The following is a 25,601-nucleotide window of genomic DNA, read 5'->3' on the forward strand; positions in this document are numbered from 1 at the left end:
TTTACCAGACTTCTGGTTTCTCCAATGAGGCAGGCATGAGGTCGACCGCCGAAAAACGCTTGGCCCAGAGATGCGCCTGACGAAATTGCTGAACGGTGGCATGGTCGCTTTGACTGGCGAGCGCTGCAACGACGGTGTTGCGCAGGTCAGTGCCTTGATCCACGATCCAGATGCCCGGCTCCCGGTCGCGCAGGGCCATTTCACCGAAGCGGGTCGAGATGACAGGCAGGCCGAGGGCGCGGTACTCGTAGTATTTGACCGGGTCGACCGAGGCGGTCAGGCGGTTGAGCTTGAACGGAATCAGGCCTACCGAAAACGTTGCCATGGCCGCGATTGCGCTGGCATGGGAACACCTGGGTAGCAGCTCGATGTTGGCAGGCAATACGCAGGGCGCTGGTGCGAAGACGGGACCAATCAGCCGGATGCGGTTTCCAGGATTGGCCTGCGCCAGCGCGGTGACCATGTCCCAGTCGAACCAACGACCGAGCGTGCCGACATAACCAAGTACTTGTTGTTTGGCGGCCAGGTCCAGGCTTTCGACCGGCGCAAGTCCGTGCATGTCACAGGCATTGAGGGCAAGTTCTACCTGATCGGTCAGGCCGAGGAGTTTGTCGCGCAAATGGCTGGAGGAGGCCAGCACTTTGTTTACCCGTTGAATGAGCTGCGCCTGGCGACGCTCCATGGATCTGCGTGACAGTCCCTGATAAAAGGCCGGGAAATCATCCATGGCATCGTATACGGCATGGCTTGCAGGGTTGAGCGCCAGCAGTTGCAAGGCCAGTTCGGAAGGTTTCCCCACGCAGATCATACAAGGCCCTTGCGCGGAAAATGCCGCGGCCAACCTGAACACGTTGCGCCACAGTCTCTTGAGGAGCATTGCCGAGCCTGGAAGGGGCTCGATGGGCAGACTCAACGGGCTGCAAACCTTCAACCAGGGCGGAACGGTGACGCTTTGCTGATCGATAGCAGTCGCCTTTCGTCTGAGATCGTTCAGCATGGGCAAGCGCGTCGGGTAGGGGTCGATCCAGAGCACCTGTGCGCCAGTCTGGTGGTGATACCAGTTGACGAAATGATGAGGGCGCTGGCTGAAACTGGCCCATGGCACCGGGGACAGGTAGATCATTCTCATGGCTGAAAGTGCTGGCGCAGGACGTCGGCAATACGCGTTGCGGCCCTGCCGTCGCCATAGGGGGAAACGCCCCGCGCCATGCCCTGATAGGCCTCAGGGTCATCCAGGAGATGCTGTGCCTGTTCAACGATGGTGTCCCGATTGGCGCCCACCAACTTGACTACGCCGAGGTCGACCGCTTCGGGGCGTTCGGTTTCTGTCCTGAGTACCAGCACCGGTTTACCCAGGGCAGGGGCTTCTTCCTGCACGCCCCCGGAATCGCTGATGATCAGGTATGAGCGCTTGATCGCCGCGACAAACGGAGCGTAGTCCAGCGGTGTGCAAAGGATGATGTTCGGGGTTCGGCCGAGCAACTGATGCGCGACGTCCTTGACGTTCGGGTTGGGGTGGACGGGATAGAGAATCTGGATGTCCGGGTTCCGTTCTGCCAGGCGCTTGAGTGCCTGGCAGATATCCTGGAACGGTTCGCCGAAGTTTTCCCGACGATGGCAGGTCACCAGCACCATGCGTTTGTGCGCATCGAGTGGGACGGTCAAGGCTGAGTCCTGTGCCGCGGTCATCAGCAAGGCATCGATGACGGTATTGCCGGTCAGGGTGATATCACTGGCGGCAACACCTTCGCCCAGCAGGTTGGCCACGGCGCCCTGGGTCGGCGCGAAATGCCAGCGGGCCAGCTTGCCGGCGATGACCCGGTTGGCCTCTTCGGGGAACGGATTGTACAGGTCCCCGGTACGCAGGCCCGCTTCGACATGGCCGAAGGGAATTCGCAGGTAGAAACACGCCAGTGCGGCGCTCATGACGGTGGTCGTGTCACCTTGAGCCAGTACGACATCGGGTTTCTCGGCTTGCAGAACGCCGTCGAGTTCACGCAGCAGGCGTGAGGTCAGCGCTGCCAGAGACTGGTTGGGACGCATGATGTCCAGGTCGAGGTCGGCGTTAATCGCAAAGCCCTTCAGTATCTGGTCGAGCAGGCCGCGGTGCTGGGCGGTGGCGAGCACCCGGCACTGGATGTTTTTTTCGGCCTTGAGGGCGTTGATCACCGGAGCCATCTTGATGGCTTCCGGGCGTGTACCGACGATGCAGAGTACTTTGCGGGTCATGACTGCTGATTTCCTATCATTGTTGTCAGAGAGCGTGCTATCCGGTCCGCGTTGGCCATCAGGGTCAACGTGTGCGATTTCTCGGCAAGGCTGGGCAGACAGGCGCCGTCAACGACATGCACGCCGTCGAGGCCTGCGACCTGGCCAAGGCGATCGGTCTGGCCAATCTTCGGCGTCGAGTGCATGGGCAGGGTTCCCGCATAGTGGATATCTGCTCCCGGTCTGCCGACGGTGAAGCTCATGGGCATCAACAGCGCGCCCATCTTCCAATAGATCCGGCGCAGCCTGGTCTCGGCGGCTTTCATGATCCCGGGGAGTTCGGGATGCACTTGGCCGGTGATGCTCAACGAACCGTCGAGGCGCAGCACCGCCGTGTTGCTGGACAGCTGCCCGGGAAGAAAGATGTTGCCGACGACGCACGCGCTGAGCAGGTTCCTCAGCAATTCGATGCTGTAGCGTTTGCTCATGGGAATCCGGCTGACGAACTCGGTCATGAGTAAGCCCGTGGTGCTGAACGTCGAACCGAAAGCTGTGGCGCCGGACTTCAACTCCAGGGTGAACGAGAGCTGGCCCAGGCCAAATGCCGGCACTCTCGGGGTGCCGAGCATTCTTGGCAGCCATAGCAGGAAGGCCGCCGTCGGCGATGACAGCAGCGGTACCGGTGCCGAATGGTTCAGGCACTTGAGGACGAGCCGGGTCGAGGCCAGTGTGCCCGCCGCCAGCAACAGGCGCGCACCGCGCAAGCGCCGGGCGGAGCGATGATCGGTGATGGTCCAGGAGTCGTCCTGTTTCAGCAGATCCTCCACCAGGAAATTCTGGACGTGCTGGAACCCAGGGTATTGCTTGAGTTTTCGCAGCTCTTGCGAGGCGCTGTACAAGGCTTGGTGGTGACAGCCCCACAAGCAGTTTCCAGAAAGATCGCAGGCCTTGCGCTCGTCGAGGGGCTGGCTCAAGGCGGCGACCCTTGAACGGCCAAGACGAAACCCCAGGTCGGGAAACACCGCTCGGCGCCGGGTGTAGCGGTCGAGCAGGCGCTGATGCAGGCTGTCCAGCGGCAGGGGCGGTTGCGACCACTCATCCAGACCGAAGTAGCTGGAGAGATCGTCGTTGAACCGGCCACTGATACCGATCCGGCGCGCGACCGTTTCGTAGGACGCCTGCATCTCGGAATAATCGATGGGCAGCCCGGCAAAGTCACCGGCGCCCAGCGTTGCCACGCCGCAACCCCAGGCATTGGACAGGCCTCCGGTGGCCAGTGATCCGATGCCGATAAAGTTGTTGGTCTCGATGCGATTGCCGGCGCTGAACCCTTCGAAGACATGGGCGTGGGTCGGCGTCTTCAGCTTGGGCGATACGGCGTCCAGTTGGTCCAGGGCGTGGAAGTTTTCGCCGATCATCCATTTCCACTGATGCGCGTCGTCGGCCCTGGCACTGAGGAATGGGCGGGTCGGCGGCACCGGTGAGTCGCTGTTGGCCTGGGCATCAACCATGACCACTCGCAGGCCCGCCTTGACCAGCGGAAAGGCCGCTGAAGTCCCGGCTGGGCCGCTGCCGACAATGATCACATCGAACTCAGGCTTCACGGTGGGATTCACTTCCAAGCAGCAGCGGGCGGGCAAAAGCACGGCACGACAACGCCGCTATCTTCCACACCAACGCTTTGACCGAGGTGAGTCCCAACGCAGCCAGCGTGGCGACAAGGCTGCGCGGCCATCGGGTGCCGAGAAATACCTGCGCGCCTTGGGGGCTGGCTTCGGCGATACCGAGTGCAACCTGCAGGCGCCAGGCCAGTTCCTGGCCCTCGGGCGTGCGCAGGACGCCGGGGTTGTCCAGCAGCGTCAAGAGTATCGGCCGGCCCATCAGCAGGCGTGAGTGAATGACAGGACGGGTTTTGCCCGCACGCTCCAGTGCCCTTGCATAGCGCCTTACCAGGCTTTTTTGCGGCGGGCGTTTGAGCAGGTAGCCCAAGAGCACCGCCGCTTCCTGAAGCAGGCCTCGACGTTGCCCATGGCCGGAGCGATGCATGCCGTGGGCAAGAGGGCGCAACGCGATGCCGAGTTTTTCCAGGGAACGCTCGCTGTCCATGGGCGGCAGATGAATAAGGGAAAAGATCCGCTCCAGGCCCAGTTTTCTGTTCAAGGATCGTCCGAGTATCAGCCGCAACAGCCTGAGCAATGCCACCGGCAGAGGGATTGGCATGCGCACGGCGCGGACCCGGTGCGTCGCAATGGCGCTCAGGAAGCGCCCAAAGGCAATCGGTTTTACGGCACCCAGCTTGAGGACCTCGCCATGAATGTCGTCCCGCTCGGCGATGGCCAGTATCGCGGCCGCGAGGTCGTCGACATGGATGGGCTGCACGCAGGGCGCCGGCAAGAGGATCGGAATGACTGGGCTCCGGCGAACCAGCCCGGTCAACAGGCCAAAGAGCCCGCATTCGGGGCCTCCGTACACTTGTCCGGGGCGGATCACGGTACCCCCGGCGGCGAGCACATGCTGCTCGATACGCCACTTGGTCCGGCCATAAACGCTCGGGGCCGTGGCCCCGGCGGTTTGGCTGGAAATGAAGATGAACCTGGCCGAGCCTTGTCGGGCGCAATCGATCAGCGCCAGGGCCGCGTTTATTTCAGCGTCCGCGTTAGTGTCAGTATCGGGTGACGTGTCGGCCGCCAGATGGATCAGCGCCTGAGTGCCGGCCGGGCACTCGGGCGCCGGGCCCCGCAGATCATAAGGAAGCCAGGCATAGGGGGCAGGGCACGGCTTGCGGGTAGCGCAAATGACTTCGTGACCGCTTGCCGCCGCGAGGGCACTCAAGCGTCGTCCAATGTAGCCGGTCGCGCCGGTAATCAGTAGCGTCATGGTCGTGCGCCTTCGGCTCGGTCAGCGGGAGCCGGCGGGTGCGTATCGGTACGAAACACGAACCGCTTGCTGATCCAGTAGGTCAGCGCTACGCAGATCACGTCGCTGACAAATTTCACCGGGACAGGGTTGTCGATGAGGTACAGCCCCGCGCTGAGCAGCACCGAAGCGAGCGGAATATTGATGGCGAGCAATGAAAAATAGCGCAGCGCTTGAGCCTTGCTGCCGACGCGTGTCGACTGGAATGTGAAATGCCGATGCGAAAAGAACGCGAACGTCCCGGCCGCGACTTTGCCAGCGACGTTGGCCAGCACGGGTTGATTATCGAATAGCGCGAGCAGCAGCAAAAACGTCCCCATGTCCAACCCATAGGCCACGAGTTGGATGGCGCCGTATCGGATAAAGGTCAAGACGTCCTCCGGATCACCACGATGTGGTGCAAGGCCAATATCCGGTGCAACGGATACAGCAGTTTTTCAATGACCTTGAGCACAGGGATGAATACGTCAGGCAACAGCTGGCGAAAGTTCAGGCCGCCGGAAATCAGGTAACGCAGGTAGCTGCCACAGATCTCCTGGTGGACGATCTCCAGGCCCGGGTACTTGTGCTCGAACGCCTGCCGGTCGCGAACGAAAACGATGTAGCTGAGGGCCTGGTTGGCACCGTTCATGGGGCCGGTTGACGGTGTATGCCAAGAAGGGAAGTGCATGTCGAAGCCTTCGGACTTGAACAGGCGCCTATAGAGGAACGCGGCAAAGGGGCCGTGAAAGGGCTCGATCAAAATGGCCCCGCCGCCGATCCTGAGCGTCCTTTCCAGCTCCGTGAAAAAGCACTCGGGGTGAGGAAAATGATGAAAACAATTCTGGCCATAAAAGGCTCTCACCGAATCATCGTCCAGGCTCATTGCCTGGGCATCGAGCGCCATGTCGAGTTTCTCGCTGGCGACAACGTCCGTGGCCAATACCTGCGGGTACGAATCGCGCATGGGCGCGATGCCCGCTCCCAACTCCACCTCAAGACCCCCGACCTGGAAATAGCGGTCTGCCAGTCGACGGAACGCGTGGTGGAATTCCACGAAGACTTCCCTGAGCATTTGCTTGCGTTCAAGCACCTTGCCGTGAAGTTCGAGGCGTTCGCAGCCATCGACATCCAGCGTCTTGAGCGACGGGTCCGATAAAAAATCTCTTAGCGCTTTAATGACTTTTCTTCCCGCAATGAAGTGGCCCTGCGCCTGGAATGCCGAGGCCTGTTGGGGACCGAGGCGATGTCATAACCGAGAAACGCCATGATCAATTGCAGCCCCATGAGCATGGGCAATGCGCTGAGCATCACGGTGCCGGCTGGCGTCGCGACGCCATGCTGCGCCGACTCGAACCAGTGATAACTGCCGAACAGGATGCCGAACACGAACATCAGGATCCCGATCGGCAGCTCGATCGAAGCCAGGGACATGTCGCGCAAGTAGTAGTTATAGAGCACGCGCTTGGTGAAGTTGCGCAGATGCTTGAAGAGAAATTCGCCGACGATTTTCGAGATCTTCAGGTGACTGACCTCATCGCCGTAGCGTGCTTCCATCGGTATGTCCACCACCACGGCGCGCACGGTGTTCAGGCGGAACAGAATGTCGGTCTCGAAAAAATAGCGTTGGCTGACCTTGTCCAGGGGCAGCAGCCTGGCGACGTCACGGTGAATCGCGGTATAGCCGTTGGTCGGGTCGAACAGATCCCAGTAACCCGTCGACAGTTTGGCCATCAACGACAACACGGCATTGCCGAACAGTCGAATTCGCGGCATCGACTGGACTTCCTCCAGGTCGAAAAACCGATTGCCCTTGGTGTAGTCGGCTTCACCCGCCAGGATCGGTTCGATGAACAGCGGAATCAGGGTAGGGTCCATCTGACCGTCGCCGTCGACCTTGACGATGATACTCGCGCCGTCAGCGAGGGCTGCTCGATAGCCGGTCATGACCGCACCCCCCACACCTTTGTTGATGTCATGGGGCAGCACCTTGACCCGAGGGTCGTCACAGGAGGCCAGGACATGCCCGCCCGAACCGTCCGGGCAGGCATCGTCAATGACATAGATGCGCCAGACTTCCGGCCCGATGGCGTCGATGACGCCGACGATGTGTGCGGTGACCCGATAGCTGGGGATGACGACGGCAACGCGTAGTTCATCCGTGAAAATCGCTGTTGTTGTGTTCATCGACTCGCCAACTATTGCCTGAATGAAAGTGATTTGAACTCCAGGGGAGTGTCGGTATGCCCGGACGCATAAATGACCGCGGACGTGGCATTAGCCGGGGCGATGACACTCATCTCATGGGTCTCCCAATGCGTGGTGCAATCAAACGTTGCGATGCTGGCGCTGATGAAGTCGCCTTGGTCGTCAATCCAGTTGGCCTGGATTCTTCCGGTAGTGGCTGCCTCCGCGCAGCGTGCGGACACACTGTTGATGTAGGTCAGCCCCGGCGTGACGTCGACGCGCTGGGTGGCGGGTGTGTTGACGTTGACGGTCAGGATTTTGCGCGAGGTGTCATAGGTCGAGGGCGACAGCAGGTTCCAGCCGTCGAGGCTGGACAGGTCCGGATTGAGCAGGAGCTCGTAGTGGGTGGCGTTGAGTTTGCGCAGGTCCAGGTTACCCAGCCTGGAATATGACGTGGACACGGCGAGCAGGCGGTCGAGTTGCGCCTGGGGAAGAGACTTGAGATCGATCACCAGCCAGTTCACCTGGCGCTGGCGCAAGCGCCGGGTAAGCTCCGCCGGCGAGGTCGCTGCGTCGAATTCGCCCTTCCACTTCAGGTTGTACCACGATGCGTAAAGGGCATCGCCACGCAAACCCGCCATCAAGGGCGACGCAAAAACCGCCACGGGTTGATAACCGCTGTTCAAGGCGTTGACGGTGTCGACCATTTTCCGGATCGGCAGGCGCTCCAGCAAAAAGGCCTCCCGACCGGCCTGGCTCAAGAGTGCCGAGGGTTTGATTTCGCCATAGTAAGTCGCGGCCTGGATGAAGCGGGTATTGGCCAGGACCAACACGGCACCGGCCGCGATGGCGAGGCTGCGGGGGAAGGCCCTGGCGTCGGAAAAGGGCAGGGCGAGGATCACCGAGAACAGCGCAAAGGAGGGAAACACATAACGCAGGTAGGCCGTTGACTGGAACGTCATGAACATCGCGCCGGCGCCGACCAGGAGGATGCACAGGGCTTTTTTGTTGCCGCTCAACAGCACGGCGACGGCCGCTGTGGGTAGCAGCAGCCACTGGAAACCCGCCGCGCCGACCCGCCCCTCGATGAACTGCGGCGACTGGAAGACCATTCGATAGAGGGTGTCCCAGGTCATCCCGGTACCGAAAGTGGCGGGCGGTTCGAAGTTCATGTCCGGCCAGAGCGGCGAATGGAAAACCCCGTTGAAAAACGGGAACACCGGATTACCGGTCAAGTACCCGGCGCAGACGTAAGGGGTAGCGCCCGCCAGCAGCAGGCCGGCGCTGCCGAGCATGAGGGTCTTGACGATTCCTCGCATGGCCCAGGCCTTGTACTGCAGCAAGAGGACCAACAGCAGGACCGGCAGGACACTCAGCGTCACCGCCTTGGTCGCCATGGCGAAGCCCAGCAGGACACCGGCCAGGGCCAGTTGCGACAGGCGTTCCCGAGGATCCGCAGTGAAGCCTGAGACCTTCAGGATTGCCAGGGTCCCGGCCAGCATGAAGGCGGTCCACGCCGACTCTATATGCAGGCTGCTGCTTTCAGCGAAGGCGAGGGGCGTCGACAGAAAGATCAGGCTTGCCCCGCGAGCGCTCGTGGCGGAGCCCCCGGCCCAAAGGGTCATGTTGCGAATCTGCCACGCCACCAGCAAGGCGAACGCGCTATTGCTCAGGCGTGACGCCGTTTCGCCCGCCAGCATATAGACGATGCTATAGATCCAGTCGGCCAGCATGGGCATGACGGCCCACACATAGGTGTTTGCATCGAACGACCATTGGTGCCGCTGGGCCAGGTGTGAAGGGACGAAGAGGTGCATGGCCAAGGCGTCGTGGCCGACCTCCGGCATGAAGGCTACCAGCACGTAGAGGCAGGCGAAGCCGCCAATCAATACATCGAGCCCGGTTTGCAGGGGCGTTTGTGCCGAGCGGGTGGCCTGGATTTGTGTCAGCAGTTCGCGACCTATCGACAGGACCTGTTTGCGCCCCAGTACAAGCGGCACTGCCAGCATCGCGCCATACAGCCAGGGATAGTTGATCGGCATATACGCAGCCAGGCCTGTCAGCGTACCGAACGTGCCGATGCCCATCAGCAGATGGATGCTCCAGTCGGCCGGATTTTCTTGCCTGAGCAGCCACCTGCCGAGCACGGTGGCAGACAGCGCGAAGACCGCGACGACAATCATCGGCCAGATCTGCGCGCAGGCAATGGTCAGGCACGCCAGCAGGCCAAGGCAAAGAATGATCGGCGGCTTGCGAGTGAAAGCGGTAAGGGCCGCCAGGACTGCCACTGACAGCAGTATCGTGCGGCTGCTGCTGTTCATGGACGCCAGTTCAAGCGTCGAAAAACCGTACACGCCGACCGCCGTACTCGCCAGTAAAACCAACAGCACCACTGCGTATTTCAGGCTTGATCCAGGCAAAATATCGTCTCGGCTGAAGGAACTCGCTTAAGGCTTTCTCGATTCATTGTGGCGAGGGAGCTTGCTCCCGCTGGGCTGCGCAGCAGCCCCAAAAGCTGAATGCAACCTACCTGGCACGCTGCGGTGGCCGGGTTCAGGGCCGCTTCGCAGCCCAGCGGGAGCAAGCTCCCTCGCCACGGTTGGTCAACGCTCGTAAACAGCGTTGCATCCAAGAGGGGCCTATACATCTCGGTACGTGTGCGGAACCCAGGATCCCCATTTGTTCTCGTAGATCGCCCGGTTCTTCTCGAAAAGTGCCTGTTTTTTCCTGGCACCCAAGGTGTTGAACGAGGCGGACAGGTGGTGATGGACGAAGACGTCTTCGGCGCAAGCCGCGCGCAGGCCGCGACGCTGCACGCGGCGGCAGTAATCGTCATCCTCGAAGAACCCCAGGCCGTACTCCTCGCACAGACCGCCGATCTGCTCGTAGGTCGAGCGCGGGAACATCACGCAGAAAAACGCCAGGGTGTTGATTTCGAACCACTCGCCCATTCGGGCACGGGTCATTTGCGCGGCTTCGGCGGGCATGTCCTCCATCCGGCCATAACGGGTGCTGACTTTGGCTTCGTTGCCGATGTTGTTGGTGACCGGACCGATGATGCCGATTTCCTCGTGGTCCTTCAGATGACGGATCAACCCCCTGATCCAGCCGGCGGTGACGACCGTGTCGTTGTTGAGGATGACCAGGTACTCGCCACTGGCTGCCGCGAGCCCTTGGTTGTTCCCTGCGGCGAATCCCTTGTTGTCCGGATTGAGGATGACGATCCGTTCGGGATGTCCCTTGGCCCAGGCAGTGAGATAGGCCGGGGTCTGGTCGCTGGAGCAGTTGTCGACCACGATGATTTCGAGGTTCGGGTACTGGCTCTGGGTCAACAGACTGTCGAGGCAAGCCTTGGTCAGTTCGAGGTTGTTGTAGGTCAACACCACGACGCTGACCTTGGGCAGGGGCAATGACGCGATGGCCTTGCGCAGGCTGGCGGCCCGATGCTGCCAGGTCTGGCCCTGGGCGAACGATTGACGCGCCTTTGGCGTTGCGCCGACCTCTGGCAGAGCATCGAGTACACCGCGTATGGCAGAGATGAATTCAGAGGGCTGTTCAACAGCCCAGGCCAGTTTGCCGAACTGGCTCAACTCTGGCAGTTTCACCGACACTACCGGTTTTCCTGCGCTCAGGTATTCATAGACTTTGACCGGATTGGTGGCGAGCGTCAGGGGCATGACCTTGAACGGAAGCAGGCAAACATCCATGGCGTAGAGGTAATAGGGCAGGGAGGCATACGGGACTTCGCCTTCCAGGACCACATTCGGGCAGGCCTTGAAATATTTTTTCGCCTGGACGATATCGCTGCCGATCAACAGGATCAGCTGCTGTGGGAAGGACTGGGCGACGCGTTTGACCAGTTCCAGGTCGAACCATTCGGCGATGACGCCGTAGTAGCCGATGATCTTTCTGTTGGCCGGGTCCCGGTAGATCTTGTCGGGACGTTGGCTGAAAAAACCGTATTCGCAGGCGTTGCGGATCACCTCTACGTTGCGGTTTTCCCGCTTGCCGTGTTGTTCGATCCAGTCGGAAGTCGCCACCAGCAGATCGGCCCGGCGCATCAAGGCGATTTCCAGGTCGAGCAGTTCCTGGGCAACATTGCCGAAACCTTCGTGATGATCCATGCAGTCATAGACCAGCGTGGCGTTGGGGACACGTCTTGCCAGCGGGAACCAGTAGGCGTGCTGGACGATGCAATCCACGGCGGCGACGTTCGCCGCGTCCAGCAGCATGGCCAGGCCTTGGCGCAACTGGCTGATCGCGGCCGCTGAAGGCGGGGCATGATAAATGGCCGGAGCCCCGCGCACCTTGAAACGGATCTGGAACAGCCGCTCGGAGCCTTCCAGGCGCTCCGCCTCGAAGCCGGGAGCATCATCGTCGATAAAGTGGTTGGAAATATAAAACGTCGTTTGTCCCGCCCGCGCCAACTCCTTGGCCAGGTTTTGTGGGCGCTGGATGCGGAAGTGCCAATCGATCACGCCGAACATCAGGATCGTCGGCTGCCCGTGACTGGATGGCACGGCAAGGTCAATCGGTGGTAGCAGGGGTTGCAGCGGCGCGAGGCTTGGGGACGCCGATGATTCGCCGGCTGTCGCCGTGGTGCGTTTCAGCCAGCTTCGAAGCCGCTGGGCCAGCCTGCTTTTCTGCTGTGCGGTGAGCGGCAACCAGGCGTAGATCCGGCGCGATAATTTATACAGCTGCTTGCGTATCGAATAACGCAGCGGTGCGCGTTCGATGGCGTTGCCCCAGTCAGAAAGCTTGAGCAGCTCAGTCTGCTTCGCCGCCAGTTGTGCGCGCAGATCCACCGCCCAATCAGACAGCTCCACCGCTTGCCGTTCTTTTGCGCGAAGTGATGCCTGGGTGTCTTTGAGGCGCCGTTCGGTCACTTGCAATTGCTCGCGCAGTCGCCCGGCCTTGCCTTCCTGAAGCGACAGGCGAGTGCGAAGCGCTTGTGAGCCCAGGTTCAGTTGCTTGATCAGCCGGTCCCGATTCTCGATTTCCTTGACCAACTGCAAGGCTTCAATGGATCTGGACTGTGTTGAGCGAGTCAGTTTGTCAATGTGATCGACAAGACGGTTGATCTGATCCATGCGTTCTTCCAGTCCCTTGGACATTACGGCAACGCACCCCGGGTCGTTCAGGTTTGTTGTCGACTTCAATAACCAGGCAGGCCCAGGTTTCAGCCGTGCCATCCATCAGCATAGCGGCTGCTGGACGAGGCGCCACGTCAACAAACTCATATGACATCGGCAAAGCCTTTGCGTGTCCTCTGGAACCAGGCGAATCCGGCACAGGCAATCAGCAAGGAAATTGCCGAATAAGCCGCCAGCTGCGCCCATTGCGGTGTCCTGCCCCAGAACAGTACGTCACGAACCATTTCCACCGGCAGCGTCAGGGGGTTCGCCTGCAAGGCGGCCTGATAGCTTTGTGGAAGTATCGTAAGGGGGTAGAAAATCGGCGAGAGAAAGAGCATCGCCGTTATGACGATGCCGATGAATTGGCCGATATCGCGCAGGTATACGCTTATCGAGGCGAGGAACCAGGAAATACCCAGCGTCAACAACACCAACGGAAACAGCACCAACGGCAGCAGAAGGGCAGTTGCCGGAGGGGTTCCGAACAGCACGATATAGAAGAGCAGCCAGGCCAGGATGCTGATCGCCATGTGGAACAGCGCAGCGCCGAGCGACACCATCGGCAGGGTTTCCAGCGGGAAGACGATCTTTTTGACGTAGTTGGTATTGGCCAGCACCAGGCCCGGCGCGCGGTTCAGGCATTCGGAAAAACAGGTTGAACACCAGCAGGCCTGCGAACAGCACCAGGGCGAATTCGCTCTTGGACTCGCCGCCACCCGACCAGCGGGCCTTGAAGACCACGCTGAAGACGAACGTGTAGACCACCAGCATGAACGCCGGGGTGAAGAACGACCATAGGATACCGAGCACCGAGCCTTTATAACGACCGATGATCTCCCTGCGGATCAACACGTAGATCAGGATTCGATTGACCAGCACACTCTTGATCATGGCGGCAGGGGAAGTGTTGAACGACTGCATTGGTACTGGGGCCTCAGGACAAAAAATCGAAACTCGGTGAATCGCATCCTCATGGAGGGTAGGCCAAGTTCAGGACATTCGAAGTTTTTTTCCCCATTTGTGCTTAACTCATCGGCAGTGCCCAGCGAAGGAGTGATTCTGTAGTGCCGCTAACGGAAGTGACTCATGGAAGGGCTTTGCCGATGTCGTTTGAAGTGGCCATCAGCGCCGAGAACCTGAGCAAGTGTTATCAGATCTACGATGCGCCCAAGGACCGCCTGTTGCAGATGCTGGTGCGCGGCAGGAAGCGTTTCTACCGCGAGTTCTGGGCCCTGGACGATGTTTCCCTGACCATCGCAAGGGGGGAGACCGTCGGCATAATCGGCCGTAACGGCAGTGGCAAATCCACCTTGTTGCAACTGATCTGCGGAACGTTGATGCCGACCCGGGGCAGTGTTCGCGGGCATGGCCGGATTGCGGCGTTGCTTGAGCTCGGGTCGGGTTTCAATCCGGAGTTCAGCGGCCGCGAGAACGTCTATGTGAACGCGGCGGTGCTGGGCTTGAGTCGCGCGGAAATCGATGCTCGTTTTGATGACATCATTGCCTTCGCCAACATCGGCGACTTCATCGACCAGCCCACCAAAATCTATTCCAGCGGGATGCTGGTCCGGCTGGCCTTCGCCGTTTCGGTCTGTGTGGAACCGGAGATCCTGATCGTCGACGAGGCCCTCTCCGTCGGCGATGCATCTTTTCAATTCAAATGCCTGAACCGCCTGGAAGAACTGGCTGCCAAAGGCACCACGCTGCTGTTCGTCTCCCACGACATGAGCATGGTCAAACGGTTTTGCCACCGGGTCATCTATCTGCGCGCAGGCCGCGTCGTTGCCAGCGGCTCACCCGATGAAATGGCCGAGTTGCACTTGCTCGACATGCGTGACGAGCAACGTCGCTGGGCCAGTGGCGGGGCCATACCGGTTACACAAAAATCCTTTATTGGCGGTCAGCAGGGGATGGCCTTTGGAACCGGGGAGGGACACATCAGCGCCGCCTGCTTCACCAACACTCGGCAGCTTTCTTCGAGTTACCTGTATGGCGACGACGTCGAGATTCGCGTTGAAGCGTTACTGCATGAGTCGATCACTCAGCCCAACATCAGCTTCACTATCCAGGAAGCGAGGCTGCTGGTGATCGGCGGGGGCAACTTCGCCCTGCAGCCGGGCCCGGTCGAAAACGGCTTGCGGCATACGGCCATTACGGTGCGCTTCCCGGCCAACCTCGCCGAGGGGCGTTACCACGTCACGCTCAAGCTGTTGCATGGCGCGACGGAAGACACCTCGCAACTGATCGAGAAGCAAGTCGCGCCCTTGGCGTTCGACATGTTGCCCAGCCACAAGCATTTCCTGGGTATGGTTGACTTGGGATTGCAGAGCGTCGACCCGCGAGCGGCCGAGTCGCCTCCCAAGACCTGCGGGATTCAAGCAGAGGAGGACCTGGCGGAACACTTGGATGAGCGCACGTGGCAGGTGGCTATCTTCGGCACCTTCGACGTAGAAAACTATGGTGACCTGCTGTTCCCCATCATCGCCGAGGCAGAGCTGGCCCGGCGCTTGGGTTCGGTCAATCTGCAGCGGTTTTCCTATCATGGGAAAACCCCATCCGAATGGCCCTATGCGGTGACGTCGTTGACAGAGCTGCCCGCTGTAGCGGCAGGCCTGGATGGCGTGTTGATCGGCGGTGGTTTCCTGATCCGATTCGATAAAGTCGTTGCCCATGGCTATGGTCCGACCACTGCCGACATCCATCACCCTACCGGTTATTGGCTGACCCCCGCGCTCATCGCGCTGCAGCATGCCGTTCCGGTCATGTGGAATGCACCGGGGATGCATTGCAACAGTATTCCCGATTGGGCCAGGCCGTTATTGACGATGGCCCTTGAGCAGAGCCGGTACGTGCGCGTCCGTGATGCCCTGTCGCGCGATACCCTCGGCGCGCTCAGCCAGCAAATCGAGATCGAAGTGCTGCCCGACACCGCGTTCGGCTTGCCGCGCCTGATCGGTGAGCAACGGCCCTCGGCCGAGTTTGTTCGGCTGCGCGAGCATGCCGGGCTGACCGGGCCCTACATCGTGATCCACGCCATTCATGTGGTGGAGTCCTTTGTAAAATTGTTCGAAGACCACCCTGAGGCGTTCCTGGGCTACCAGTTCCTGGTGGTGCCGATTGGACCGGTCCTGGGCGACGATCCGTCAGTGATTGCCGGGCGGCTGCCCGGATCCATCACCTTGCCGTTCTGGCCGAAGCCGTTGCTCATGGCCGAAATTCTCAGCCAGGCCCAAGCGGTGATCGGCCATAGCTATCACCTGGCGATCACCGCCCTGGCGTTTGGCGTGCCGGTGTTTTGCTCGGCGGACCTGACCACGGGCAAGTACACGGCGCTGGCGGGGTTCGACACGCTACATGCGTTGCCGAACGTCGCGACGATCGATCCGCAATGGTTCCTCGCCCGCGTGGGCAAGACTCAGCCATCGCCCTTGGCGCGTGCGGCGGCGGATCAGTTGGTGGAGCATTGGGACCGGGTCGCTGAGATCATTCGCCAAGGTAAAACGGCGTCACAGCCGGTGCTGGGGGCTTTTCTGCAGCACCTGCCGAATCTGCTCGAAGCCGCGGCCGAGACGTGCTACCCAGTGCCAGCTGAATCGCCGGTGAGTCCGGTCATCCCTGTGCCGCAGATCAACGAACCCGCGCAGGACCTGGCAGCACGAGAGCTTGCCCAACAGCAACGGATCATCCAGCTCCGTGAGCAACTGGCTCGCAGCGATGCCAGGATGCGTGAGCTGCAGAACTCCAATTCATTCCGAATGACCGCGCCACTGCGTTCCATCGCCCGTGGTATCAGAAACCTGACAGCGAACAAAGACCGACAATGCTAGATCTCTCTCGTCTCACGCCAGCGGCGCTAAAGGATCAGCCGTTCTCATGGGCTGAAATCGGCAACCTGTACTCGGCCGAGGATGCCGCCGCGTTGGCAGCGTCTTTTCCTCATGATCACTTCAAGACCGTGAGTGGTTATGGCGGTGAAAAAAACTATGACTACGAGGCACGAGCCTTGTTGGGCATGGGCGACGATACCATCGCTCATGCGCAGGAATTGAGCGAGGCATGGTTGCGGCTGGCTCGGGATCTTGGCTCGGCTGGTTATCGCGAAGCCATGTCGCAAATGACTGGAATCGATCTGCGCAGCGTGCCGATGGAGGTCAATGTCTTTCATTACGGTCCGGGTGCGAGCCTGGGCGCCCATCCGGACCTGCCCGATAAACTGGTCACCCATATCCTCTATTTCAATGAGTCCTGGGACCGCAACGACGGCGGTTGCCTGAACATCCTGCACCGCAACGATCCCAGCGCAGTGGCGGCCGAGATCGAGCCCCTGGTGGGTAATTCGGCGATCCTGGTGCGCTCGGATAATTCCTGGCATGCCGTCACGCCCGTAGTCAATGGCTGCCATTCTTCCCGTCGTAGCCTGACCGCAACGTTCTACCGGCCGGGCTCGCGCAGTTCCATGTGGCCGCCGGATGACAGCACGCCGCTGCATCGGTACCCGCATGCTTAAGCCCGACAGCACCTTGCTCGACCGGAACGCCGCCTTGGCTCAGCGAGATGCGGCCGTCAATGAGCGCGATACCGCGCTGGCGAAAGTCGACTTCCTGCAAAACACCCGTTCGTGGCGTTTCACCCGGCCACTGCGTACGCTGTTCCGGGTGCTGCGTTATGGATTTTCCGCCTACCGGGAGTTTCCCGAAACGGCTCCGGCAATCGTCTACCCGGCAGCGCCGGAACCGTTGCCGAACGTTGAGGTACAAGCGGATTTCGCCACCAGAGGGCAGCTGGATATTCTCTGCTTCGCCAATATCGACTGGGCCGCGCGCTTCCAGCGACCGCAGCAGTTGATGAGCCAGTTCGCGAGCAATGGTTATCGGGTGTTTTATATCGTTCCATCCAGTGTGCCGGAGCAGGGACAGCTTTATCGAGTGACGTCAGTGGCGTCCAACCTTTTCGAGGTGGCGCTGCATCGCGATGTGCAAATGGCCTATTACGAAAAGATAGTGACGCCTGAGAACCATCAGGCGTTGCTGCGTGCGATTGCTGCATTGGTCACTGACATGCAGATCAGAACCGCCCTCTCGGTGGTGCATATTGCCTACTGGAGCCCCGTGGTACTCAGCCTGCGCACGCTGCATGGCTGGCGCATTCACTATGACTGCATGGACGATTGGGATGGTTTTCCGAACATCGGCGAACAGCTGCTGAGCGAGGAAAAGACCCTGGTCGCCCAGGCCGATCTGGTGACTGTTTCCGCGGCGGTGCTTTACCAGAAATGGTGCGCTCATAACCCTCGCTGCGTGCTGGTGCGAAACGCTGTGGATTTTGCTTTTTTCCACCAGCACTGTTTTACCAACGATCTGCTGAGCGGGCTGGTCGGCCCGGTGATTGGCTATTACGGCGCCTTGGCTGAATGGCTCGATTATCCACTGCTGGCGGCGTTGGCGGACCTGCGACCGACGTGGAATTTCATCCTGGTGGGGGATATTTTCGTAGAGGACCTGGCGGGGCTCGAGCACAAGCCCAATGTGCGGTTGTTGGGCCGCAAGCCGTACACCGACATGCCGCTGTACCTGGATCATTTCGATGCGTGCCTGATTCCCTTCAGGCTCTACAACGTGACCCATGCGGTCGATCCGGTGAAGTTCTACGAGTACCTCAGCGCCGGCAAACCGGTGATCTCCACGCCACTGGCGGAGATCGCCATCTACAAGGACCTGCTGTACTTCGCAACCGGAGTCGATGAGTTCATCGAGCAGATCGAGCGTGCCCTGGCCGAGCGCGATCTGGCCCTTTACAAGCGGCGTGTGGAGCTCGCTCGGGCCAACGATTGGAAGGATCGATTTAATAGCATGCAACTTGCCATCGTCGGGCTGTACGAGAAAGTCTCCATCGTCATCGTGACGTACGACAACCTCAATCTGACGATTCAATGTGTCAACAGCATTCTGCGTAATACCACCTGGCCCAATTACCAACTGATTGTCGTCGACAACGGCTCGGACGATGGTACGCAAGATTATCTTGAACGCCTGGGCCGTGAGGTACCGTTCACGAAGATCATCCTCAACCCGGACAACCGGGGCTTCGCTGCGGCGAACAACCAGGGTTTGCGAGAAGCCGACGGTGACGTCCTGCTACTGCTCAATAACGACACGGTGGTACCGGGCGGTTGGCTCGATCCGCTGGTCAGGCTTTTGCGTGACCCGAGTATCGGCCTGGTCGGGCCGGTCACGAATGCGGTAGGAAACGAAGCGAAGATCGAGATTTCCTATACTGACATCCAACAGATGCAGGCGTTTGCAGACCACTACACCGTAGCCCGTAAGGGGCAGTCGTTCGATATATCCATGCTCGCAATGTTTTGTGTCGCCTTTCGCCGAACCACCTTCGATGAGGTGGGGTATCTGGATGAAACGTTCGGTATCGGGTTGTTCGAAGATGACGACTACAGCCGTCGTGTTCAGGCTGCCGGCTACCGCACGGTCTGCGCTGAAGATGCGTTTATCCATCACTACGGGCAGGCCTCGTTCAGCAAGCTGATCGCCAGCGGCGAATACCAGGCGCTCTGGGACAAAAACCAGGCGTATTTCGAAAGCAAATGGGGGGCGTGGCAAGCCCACGTACATCGCGACGAGCCCGGTGCGGAGGGGTAGGGCGCGATAAGGTCACCCCTCGGCATCCTCGTTGACAGTAACTCCGCCTTCGCGAGCAGGCTCGCTCCCACACTGGATCTTCAGGAAGCCACAAAAACCATGTACACCGCACCACACTGTGGGAGCGAGCCTGCTCGCGAAATGGCCGGCCCATCCAATATCTTCGTCGATTGACACTCCGCCTTCGCGAGCAAGCCCGCTCCCACATTGGATGTTCGGCAGGCAGACACAAGACATCCCACCCATCGCCAAGGCCGTTTCAGCGTCCAGGCAAATCCTCATCCAGCAGCTGAAACGCCTTGGGGGCAAAGCCAAACTGTTGACTGGCCTGCGAGTGGTCGAACACCAGGTCAGCCGCGCCAGGCTGTCATCGTTAGAACTTCGATCAGTTTCTGGGCCGGTGTGCGCTTGGAGCCAGTCATACTCCAAAGCGTTGAGTGTCGGCTTGCGTTGTGTCAGGTCCGGCACAACTGTCGCGGCCAATGCGACAGCTGTCGCGCGCCGACGCTATCGGCGGCCAGGGATGAGGGCCCTGTATTACAGGGCCTGCAGCGATATTTAGAACGGTGGCATGGGGGTTGCTCTTCTTCTGGTGCGCAGCGCAATGGCTTCGCTACTAATAAGAACCAGGAGTCTCCCATGACACAGATTGGCCTCGCCGTGCCTACTGCTTCTGCGAAAGCGTGCCCGCGCGTTCCCCTCAAGACGTTATTTATCGTGCTGGCGCTTGCCCTCAATGCCGCCCCAGGCTGGGCGCAGGACATGCCGGCGAATGTCGATGGCAAGCGCATCATTGCCGCCGACCGGGAGCCGGGGAACTGGATGAGTACCGGCCGTACCTACGACGAGCAGCGCTACAGCCCCCTGAACAAAATCAGCGACCAGAACGTTGGCCAGCTGGGCCTCGCGTGGAGCTACAAGCTCGACCTGGATCGTGGTGTCGAGGCCACGCCGATCGTGGTCGATGGCGTGATGTACACCACCGGTCCGTTCTCCGTGGTCTACGCCCTGGATGCGCGCGACGGCAAGCTGATCTGGAAGTACGACCCCAAGTCTGACCGCAACCGCGCCGGCGAGGCCTGTTGCGATGCGGTCAACCGGGGTGTGGCGGTGTGGAAGGGCAAGGTCTACGTGGGTGTGCTCGACGGGCGCCTGGAGGCGATCGATGCCAAGACCGGCCAGCGCGCCTGGTCGGTGGACACCCGCGCCGATCACTCGCGCAGCTACACCATCACCGGGGCCCCGCGGGTGGTCAACGGCAAAGTGGTGATCGGCAACGGCGGCGCCGAGTTCGGCGTACGCGGTTACGTCACCGCCTACGACGCTGAAACCGGCAAGCAGGCCTGGCGTTTCTTCACGGTACCGGGTGACCCCAAGCTGCCGCCCGAAGACAAGGCCATGGCGATCGCCGCCAAGACCTGGCACGGCGATGCCTATGTGGCCCAGGGCGGGGGCGGTACGGCCTGGGACTCTTTCGCTTTCGACCCGGACTTGAACCTGCTGTACATCGGGGTGGGCAATGGCTCGCTGTGGGACCCGAAATGGCGTAGCCAGGCCAAGGGTGACAACCTGTTCCTGTCATCCATCGTCGCGGTCAATGCCGACACCGGCGAGTACGCCTGGCACTACCAGACCACGCCAGGAGACGCCTGGGACTACACCGCCACCCAGCACATGATCCTGGCTGAACTGCCGATCGATGGAAAGCCGCGCAAGGTCTTGATGCAGGCGCCGAAGAACGGTTTTTTCTACGTGATCGACCGCGCCACGGGTGAGCTGCTGTCGGCCAAGGGGATCGTGCCGCAAAGCTGGACCAAGGGCATGGACATGAAGACCGGCCGGCCGATCGTCGACGACGAGAATGCCGCGTACTGGAAGGATGGCAAGCGCAAACTGGTCACGCCGGCGTTCTGGGGCGCCCACGACTGGCAGCCGATGTCCTACAACCCGAACACGGGCCTGGTGTATATCCCGGCGCACATCATGTCGGCCTACTACGAGCACATCCCCGAGGCGCCGAAGCGCAACCCGTTCAAGAGCATGTACCAGTTGGGCCTGCGCACCGGGATGATGCCGGAGGATGCCGACGGGCTGCTGGAAATGGCCAAGGGCTGGTCGGGCAAACTGATTGCCTGGGATCCGGTCAAGCAGCAACCGGCCTGGGAAGTGCCCTATGTGACGATCTTCAACGGCGGCACCTTGAGCACCGCCGGCAACCTGGTGTTCGAGGGCAGCGCCGATGGCCGGGTGATCGCCTACGCCGCCGACACCGGCAAGAAACTCTGGGAGCAGCCGGCGGCCAGTGGCGTCATGGCCGCGCCGATTACCTACAGCGTGGACGGTGAGCAATACGTCACCTTCATGGCCGGCTGGGGCGGAGCCTTCTCGACGTTTGCCGGGGCTTTGTCCCTGCGCGCCGGGGTGCGGCCGTTCTCCCAGGTGCTGACCTACAAACTGGGCGGCACCGCGAAACTCAACGAGCCGGCGCCGCTTGCCGACACGCCGAAACCGCCGCCACTGACCGCTGACATGGCGGCGGTGGACGCCGGCGGCAAGCTCTATGACGGCTACTGCTCGCAGTGCCACGGCATCCATGCCGTCAGCGGTGGCGTGCTGCCGGACCTGCGCAAGCTGACCAGCGAAAAACACCAGATGTTCCTCGGCATTCTTTATGGCGGCCGAGTACCTGACGGCATGCCGTCCTTTGCCGATGCCTTCACGCCGGAACAGGTCGAGCAGATTCATCAATACCTGATCAAGCGCGCCCACGACCTGCAGCAGGAAGGCGGCGTCTGGAAAACCTTCAGCGCCAAATGAACGCCCGCGACGCAGGGGCCGGTGCGCCTCTGCAGCGCTTTCGACACTGACCGCGAGAGCAGACCCATGACCGAGATCATCGATTACCAGAACTTCATCGCCAACGCCTTTGTCCCCAGCGAACCGAGCATCGAAGTGCACAACCCGGCCAACGGACGCTTGCTGGCGCGGGTGCCGCAAGCCAGCGGCGAACAGGTTGAAGCGGCCGTTGCCGCGGCGCGCAAGGCGCAGAAAGGCTGGGCGGCCCGCCCGGCCATCGAACGCGCTGGTTACCTGCGCAAGATCGCCAGCAAAGTGCGCGACAACGCCGAGCGCCTCGCCCATGTCATCACCGCCGAACAGGGCAAGGTGCTGGGGCTGGCGCGGGTGGAGGTCAACTTCACCGCCGACTATCTGGATTACATGGCGGAATGGGCGCGGCGCCTTGAAGGCGAGGTGCTGACCAGCGATCGCGCCGGCGAAAGCATCTTCCTGTTGCGCAAACCCCTGGGTGTGGTGGCCGGCATCCTGCCGTGGAACTTCCCGTTCTTCCTGATCGCACGCAAGATGGCGCCTGCGCTGGTGACCGGCAACACCATCGTGATCAAGCCCAGCGAAGAAACCCCGATCAACTGCTTCGAGTTCGCCCGCCTGGTCGCCGAAACCGACTTGCCGGCAGGCGTGTTCAACGTGGTCAGCGGCACCGGCGCAACGGTGGGGCATGACCTGACCCGCCATGCCGGCATCGACCTGATCAGCTTCACCGGCAGCGTCGGCACCGGCTCGCGAATCATGGCCGCAGCGGCGCCGAACATCACCAAGCTCAACCTGGAACTGGGCGGCAAGGCCCCGGCGATCGTGCTGGCGGACGCCGACCTGGCGCTGGCGGTCAAGGCGGTCACCGCGTCGCGGGTGATCAACAGCGGGCAAGTCTGCAATTGCGCCGAGCGGGTGTACGTCGAACGCAAGGTTGCGGATCAATTCATCGAGCAGATCGCCGCGTCGATGGCCGCGACCCGCTACGGCGACCCGCTGGCCGAAGACAATCTGGACATGGGCCCGCTGATCAACCAGGCGGCGCTGGACAAGGTCGCACAAATGGTCCGGACCGCCACGGGGCAGGGGGCCGAAGTGGTCACCGGCGGCGCGGTGGCCGACAAGGGCCAGGGCTTTCATTACCAGCCGACGGTGCTGGCCGGGTGTGGCAGCGACATGGCGATCATGCGCCAGGAGATTTTCGGCCCGGTGTTGCCGATCCAGATTGTCGATGACCTGGACGAAGCCATCGCCCTGGCCAACGACAGCGAGTACGGCCTGACCTCATCGATCTATACCCGCAGCCTGAGCGCGGCCATGCGCGCCAGCCATGAACTGGATTTCGGCGAAACCTACATCAACCGGGAGAATTTCGAAGCGATGCAGGGTTTTCATGCGGGGGCGCGCAAATCCGGTATCGGCGGCGCGGATGGCAAGCACGGTTTGTATGAGTACACCCATACTCATGTGGTTTACATCCAAATCTGATCACCTGTGCTTGAAAAAATGCCGGCTCCCCGCCTGATGCTGTCAAAGGGAAACCGGGATCCCGTGGCGAGGGAGCAAGCTCCCTCGCCACGGGGCTGTCGAAAGCCTTCGAGTAGCATCAGGGCTGATCGTTGGGCGCGACGACGCCGTGCTTTTTCATCTTGCGGTACAGCGTCGAGCGCGAAACGCCGAGTTCGGTGGCGGCGGCGCTGATGTTCCAGCGCAGCCGACGCAAGGTGCCGAGCAGTTGACGGGCCTCTTCGCTCCCGAGTTGTTCACCCAGGTTGCTGGTCGACGGTTGGGCGCTGCCAGGCAACCGCAGCGCCTGCGGTGAGAGTAATTCGCCGGGCAGGCAATCCAGGTCGATCACGCCGTCTTCCGCCAGGGCCACCGCGTAGCGCAGGCTATTGAGCAACTGGCGAATGTTGCCGGGCCACGGGTAGTCGATCAGGCATTGGCGCGCATCGGCGTTCAGCCATAACCCGCGGGCGCCAGGTTGGGCGGCGAGCAACTTGTCGATCAGCTCGGCCCGATCGCTGCGTTCGCGCAAGGCCGGCAGCGCCAGGTTCATGCCGGCGAGGCGATAGAACAGGTCTTCACGAAAGCGCTTGTCGCCGATCATCGCCTGCAGGTCCTGGTGTGTGGCCGAAATCACCTGGACATCCAGGGTCACCGGCACCTCGGCCCCCAGAGGCGAGATTTCACGCTCCGCCAGCACCCGCAGCAAACGCGTCTGCAAATGGGCGGGCATGTCGCCGATTTCATCAAGGAACAGGGTTCCGCCGTTCGCCAGCTCCAGTTTGCCTTTCATGCCTTTGCGGTTGGCGCCGGTGAAACTGCCGGCGCGATAGCCGAACAGCTCGCTCTCGATCAACGTTTCCGGAATCGCCGCGCAGTTCAATGCCACGAAAGGCCCGGCGCGACGTTGGCTGGCCTGGTGGATGGCACGAGCAAAGGCCTCCTTGCCGGTGCCGGTCTCGCCGGTAATCAGGATCGGGATGCCCTTGTCGATCACCTTGCGTACGCGTCGCACGTTTTGTTGCAGCCGGGCGTCGAGACCGGCGAGTTGCTGCAGATCCGGGTGAGCCTCAGGGGCCGGGCGGGCGACGGGCAGCGGGCGGTGCCGTTCGGAAGGGATACGCAGGCCGACGTCCAGCAATGCTTCATCCTGACAACGGCGCAAGCGCACACCCTGGGCGCCGCCATTGGTGAGCCGGAGCAGTTCGTCCACCGTAGTCGGGAGCAGGCTGTCGATGAGCGTGCCGAGCAGTGCCGGCTGATCTGCCAGCTCCAGGGCGACAAACGCGGCACGGTTGGCGCCGATGACGCGACCACTTTCATCGAGCGCGAGCAGTTGTTCGTTGGCCAGGTCGGCAATTTCATCGATGGGTTTGAGGGACAGGGTCAAGCGGTCGCGATAGCGCTGGCGAAAGTCTGCGTTCTCGATCAGCCGCGCGTACATGATCACCAGTTGCAGCGTGAGGTACTGGCTTTCACGAGGGCCCTCGTTGTTCATGCAGGTCGCATTCAGGCAGCCGCGTAACAAGCCTTGGGCGTCGAAGATCGGCGCCACCGAGCAGCTCAGGCTGAAATTCGATGCCAGGAAGTGCTCCTCACGATGAATGATCAACGGCTGCGCCGCCGCCAGGGTGGTACCGATGCCGTTGGTGCCCACCACCGACTCGTCCCACTGCGCGCCCACTACCAGCCCCGATCGGGTGTAGATGTCGTGCTGGCTGGGGAGCCGGGAATCCAGGGTGATGCCATGCTCGTCGCTCAGCAGTACGGCAAAACCGGCTGGCACCACGCGCTGGGCCAGGCCGCTGACGCCCTGGCTGGCGATGGAAAGATATTGCTGGTGCTGTTCCTGATGACGCCGTATGGCGTCGGCGCTGAGGATATTCTTGCGGCTCGGCGCGCCAGGATCGAGCCGGTGCTCCACGACGCTGCGGTACCAGGATTGCGCAATGACCCCGTCCGGCCTGAGGCCGCGCCCGGAAAAGTGGTCGTTGACGAACGCCGCGAGTTCGCCGGGGATCGTCTGCGAGTCATGCAGGGTCATGAATTGCTCCATCAGGCGTGAGGCCCGCGAAGGGCCTTCACAGCGATCTTGTTATTGGACGATGGCCGCCGTTGCAAGTATCTACCATAGACGCTGGAGCGTGAATTTTCAGCCTCTGGAAATGTTCGCAATTGATGCCGA

General features: G+C 61.1%; 14 protein-coding genes and 4 pseudogenes. 6 read left to right on the top strand and 12 right to left on the bottom strand.

Features of this window, described 5'->3' with window-relative positions; all coding sequences use genetic code 11:
- Position 1 precedes the first annotated feature (1 nt).
- From J3P86_RS11480 to J3P86_RS11530, 11 genes and pseudogenes are all read right to left on the bottom strand, one after another.
- Positions 2-1,129 (bottom strand): glycosyl transferase, encoded by a 1,128-nt coding sequence (locus J3P86_RS11480; protein ID WP_434700303.1) that lies wholly within the window; start codon positions 1,127-1,129, stop codon positions 2-4.
- Entirely contained in the window at positions 1,126-2,229 is a 1,104-nt protein-coding gene (wecB, locus tag J3P86_RS11485) for a non-hydrolyzing UDP-N-acetylglucosamine 2-epimerase (protein WP_434700305.1), read from the bottom strand. Before wecB ends, J3P86_RS11480 begins: the two co-directional genes overlap by 4 nt.
- Entirely contained in the window at positions 2,226-3,812 is a 1,587-nt protein-coding gene (locus J3P86_RS11490; RefSeq protein WP_434624244.1) for an FAD-dependent oxidoreductase, read from the bottom strand. Before J3P86_RS11490 ends, wecB begins: the two co-directional genes overlap by 4 nt.
- Positions 3,802-5,085 (bottom strand): SDR family oxidoreductase, encoded by a 1,284-nt coding sequence (locus J3P86_RS11495; protein WP_434700306.1) that lies wholly within the window; start codon positions 5,083-5,085, stop codon positions 3,802-3,804. The genes J3P86_RS11490 and J3P86_RS11495 overlap by 11 nt, the downstream gene beginning before the upstream one ends.
- On the bottom strand, positions 5,082-5,432 hold the full coding sequence (locus J3P86_RS11500; RefSeq protein ID WP_434700307.1) for a GtrA family protein: 351 nt from the start codon (positions 5,430-5,432) through the stop codon (positions 5,082-5,084). Before J3P86_RS11500 ends, J3P86_RS11495 begins: the two co-directional genes overlap by 4 nt.
- Before the next feature lie 59 nt (positions 5,433-5,491).
- Positions 5,492-5,794, bottom strand: coding sequence for a hypothetical protein (locus J3P86_RS11505; RefSeq protein ID WP_434624238.1), 303 nt, complete (start codon positions 5,792-5,794; stop codon positions 5,492-5,494).
- Between the two features lie 135 nt (positions 5,795-5,929).
- A pseudogene (locus tag J3P86_RS11510) lies at positions 5,930-6,178 on the bottom strand (methyltransferase); the annotation flags it as partial.
- A gap of 92 nt (positions 6,179-6,270) precedes the next feature.
- The gene (locus tag J3P86_RS11515; RefSeq protein WP_434700309.1) at positions 6,271-7,290 is read right to left on the bottom strand and encodes a glycosyltransferase family 2 protein; all 1,020 of its coding nucleotides are present in this window, start codon (positions 7,288-7,290) and stop codon (positions 6,271-6,273) included.
- An 11-nt stretch (positions 7,291-7,301) separates the two neighbouring features.
- A complete protein-coding gene (locus J3P86_RS11520; protein ID WP_434700310.1) occupies positions 7,302-9,710 on the bottom strand; it encodes a phospholipid carrier-dependent glycosyltransferase in 2,409 nt (802 codons plus the stop codon).
- A gap of 219 nt (positions 9,711-9,929) precedes the next feature.
- Entirely contained in the window at positions 9,930-12,380 is a 2,451-nt protein-coding gene (locus J3P86_RS11525; protein ID WP_434700311.1) for a glycosyltransferase, read from the bottom strand.
- Between the two features lie 146 nt (positions 12,381-12,526).
- A pseudogene (locus J3P86_RS11530) lies at positions 12,527-13,346 on the bottom strand (ABC transporter permease).
- Between the two features lie 182 nt (positions 13,347-13,528).
- Between J3P86_RS11530 and J3P86_RS11535 the strand changes: the two are divergent.
- From J3P86_RS11535 to aldA, 6 genes and pseudogenes are all read left to right on the top strand, one after another.
- Positions 13,529-14,755, top strand: a pseudogene (locus J3P86_RS11535) (ABC transporter ATP-binding protein); the annotation flags it as partial.
- 183 nt (positions 14,756-14,938) lie between these two features.
- Positions 14,939-16,252 (top strand): annotated as a pseudogene (locus tag J3P86_RS11540) (polysaccharide pyruvyl transferase family protein); the annotation flags it as partial.
- Positions 16,246-16,932, top strand: a complete 687-nt coding sequence (locus tag J3P86_RS11545) for a 2OG-Fe(II) oxygenase (RefSeq protein WP_434700312.1) — start codon at positions 16,246-16,248, stop codon at positions 16,930-16,932. The pseudogene J3P86_RS11540 and the gene J3P86_RS11545, both read left to right, overlap by 7 nt.
- Entirely contained in the window at positions 16,925-19,078 is a 2,154-nt protein-coding gene (locus J3P86_RS11550; protein WP_434700630.1) for a glycosyltransferase, read from the top strand. Before J3P86_RS11545 ends, J3P86_RS11550 begins: the two co-directional genes overlap by 8 nt.
- A gap of 639 nt (positions 19,079-19,717) precedes the next feature.
- Positions 19,718-21,895, top strand: a complete 2,178-nt coding sequence (locus J3P86_RS11555) for a PQQ-dependent dehydrogenase, methanol/ethanol family (protein WP_434700313.1) — start codon at positions 19,718-19,720, stop codon at positions 21,893-21,895.
- Between the two features lie 66 nt (positions 21,896-21,961).
- Positions 21,962-23,398 (top strand): aldehyde dehydrogenase, encoded by a 1,437-nt coding sequence (gene aldA, locus J3P86_RS11560; protein WP_434700314.1) that lies wholly within the window; start codon positions 21,962-21,964, stop codon positions 23,396-23,398.
- Between the two features lie 118 nt (positions 23,399-23,516).
- On the opposite strand, the gene J3P86_RS11565 is transcribed toward aldA, so the two are convergent.
- Complete coding sequence (locus tag J3P86_RS11565; RefSeq protein WP_434700315.1) at positions 23,517-25,460, bottom strand: sigma-54-dependent Fis family transcriptional regulator; 1,944 nt, start codon at positions 25,458-25,460, stop codon at positions 23,517-23,519.
- Positions 25,461-25,601 lie beyond the last annotated feature (141 nt).

The sequence above is a fragment of the Pseudomonas sp. D1-1 genome, from assembly GCF_051132225.1.
Classification (GTDB): domain Bacteria; phylum Pseudomonadota; class Gammaproteobacteria; order Pseudomonadales; family Pseudomonadaceae; genus Aquipseudomonas.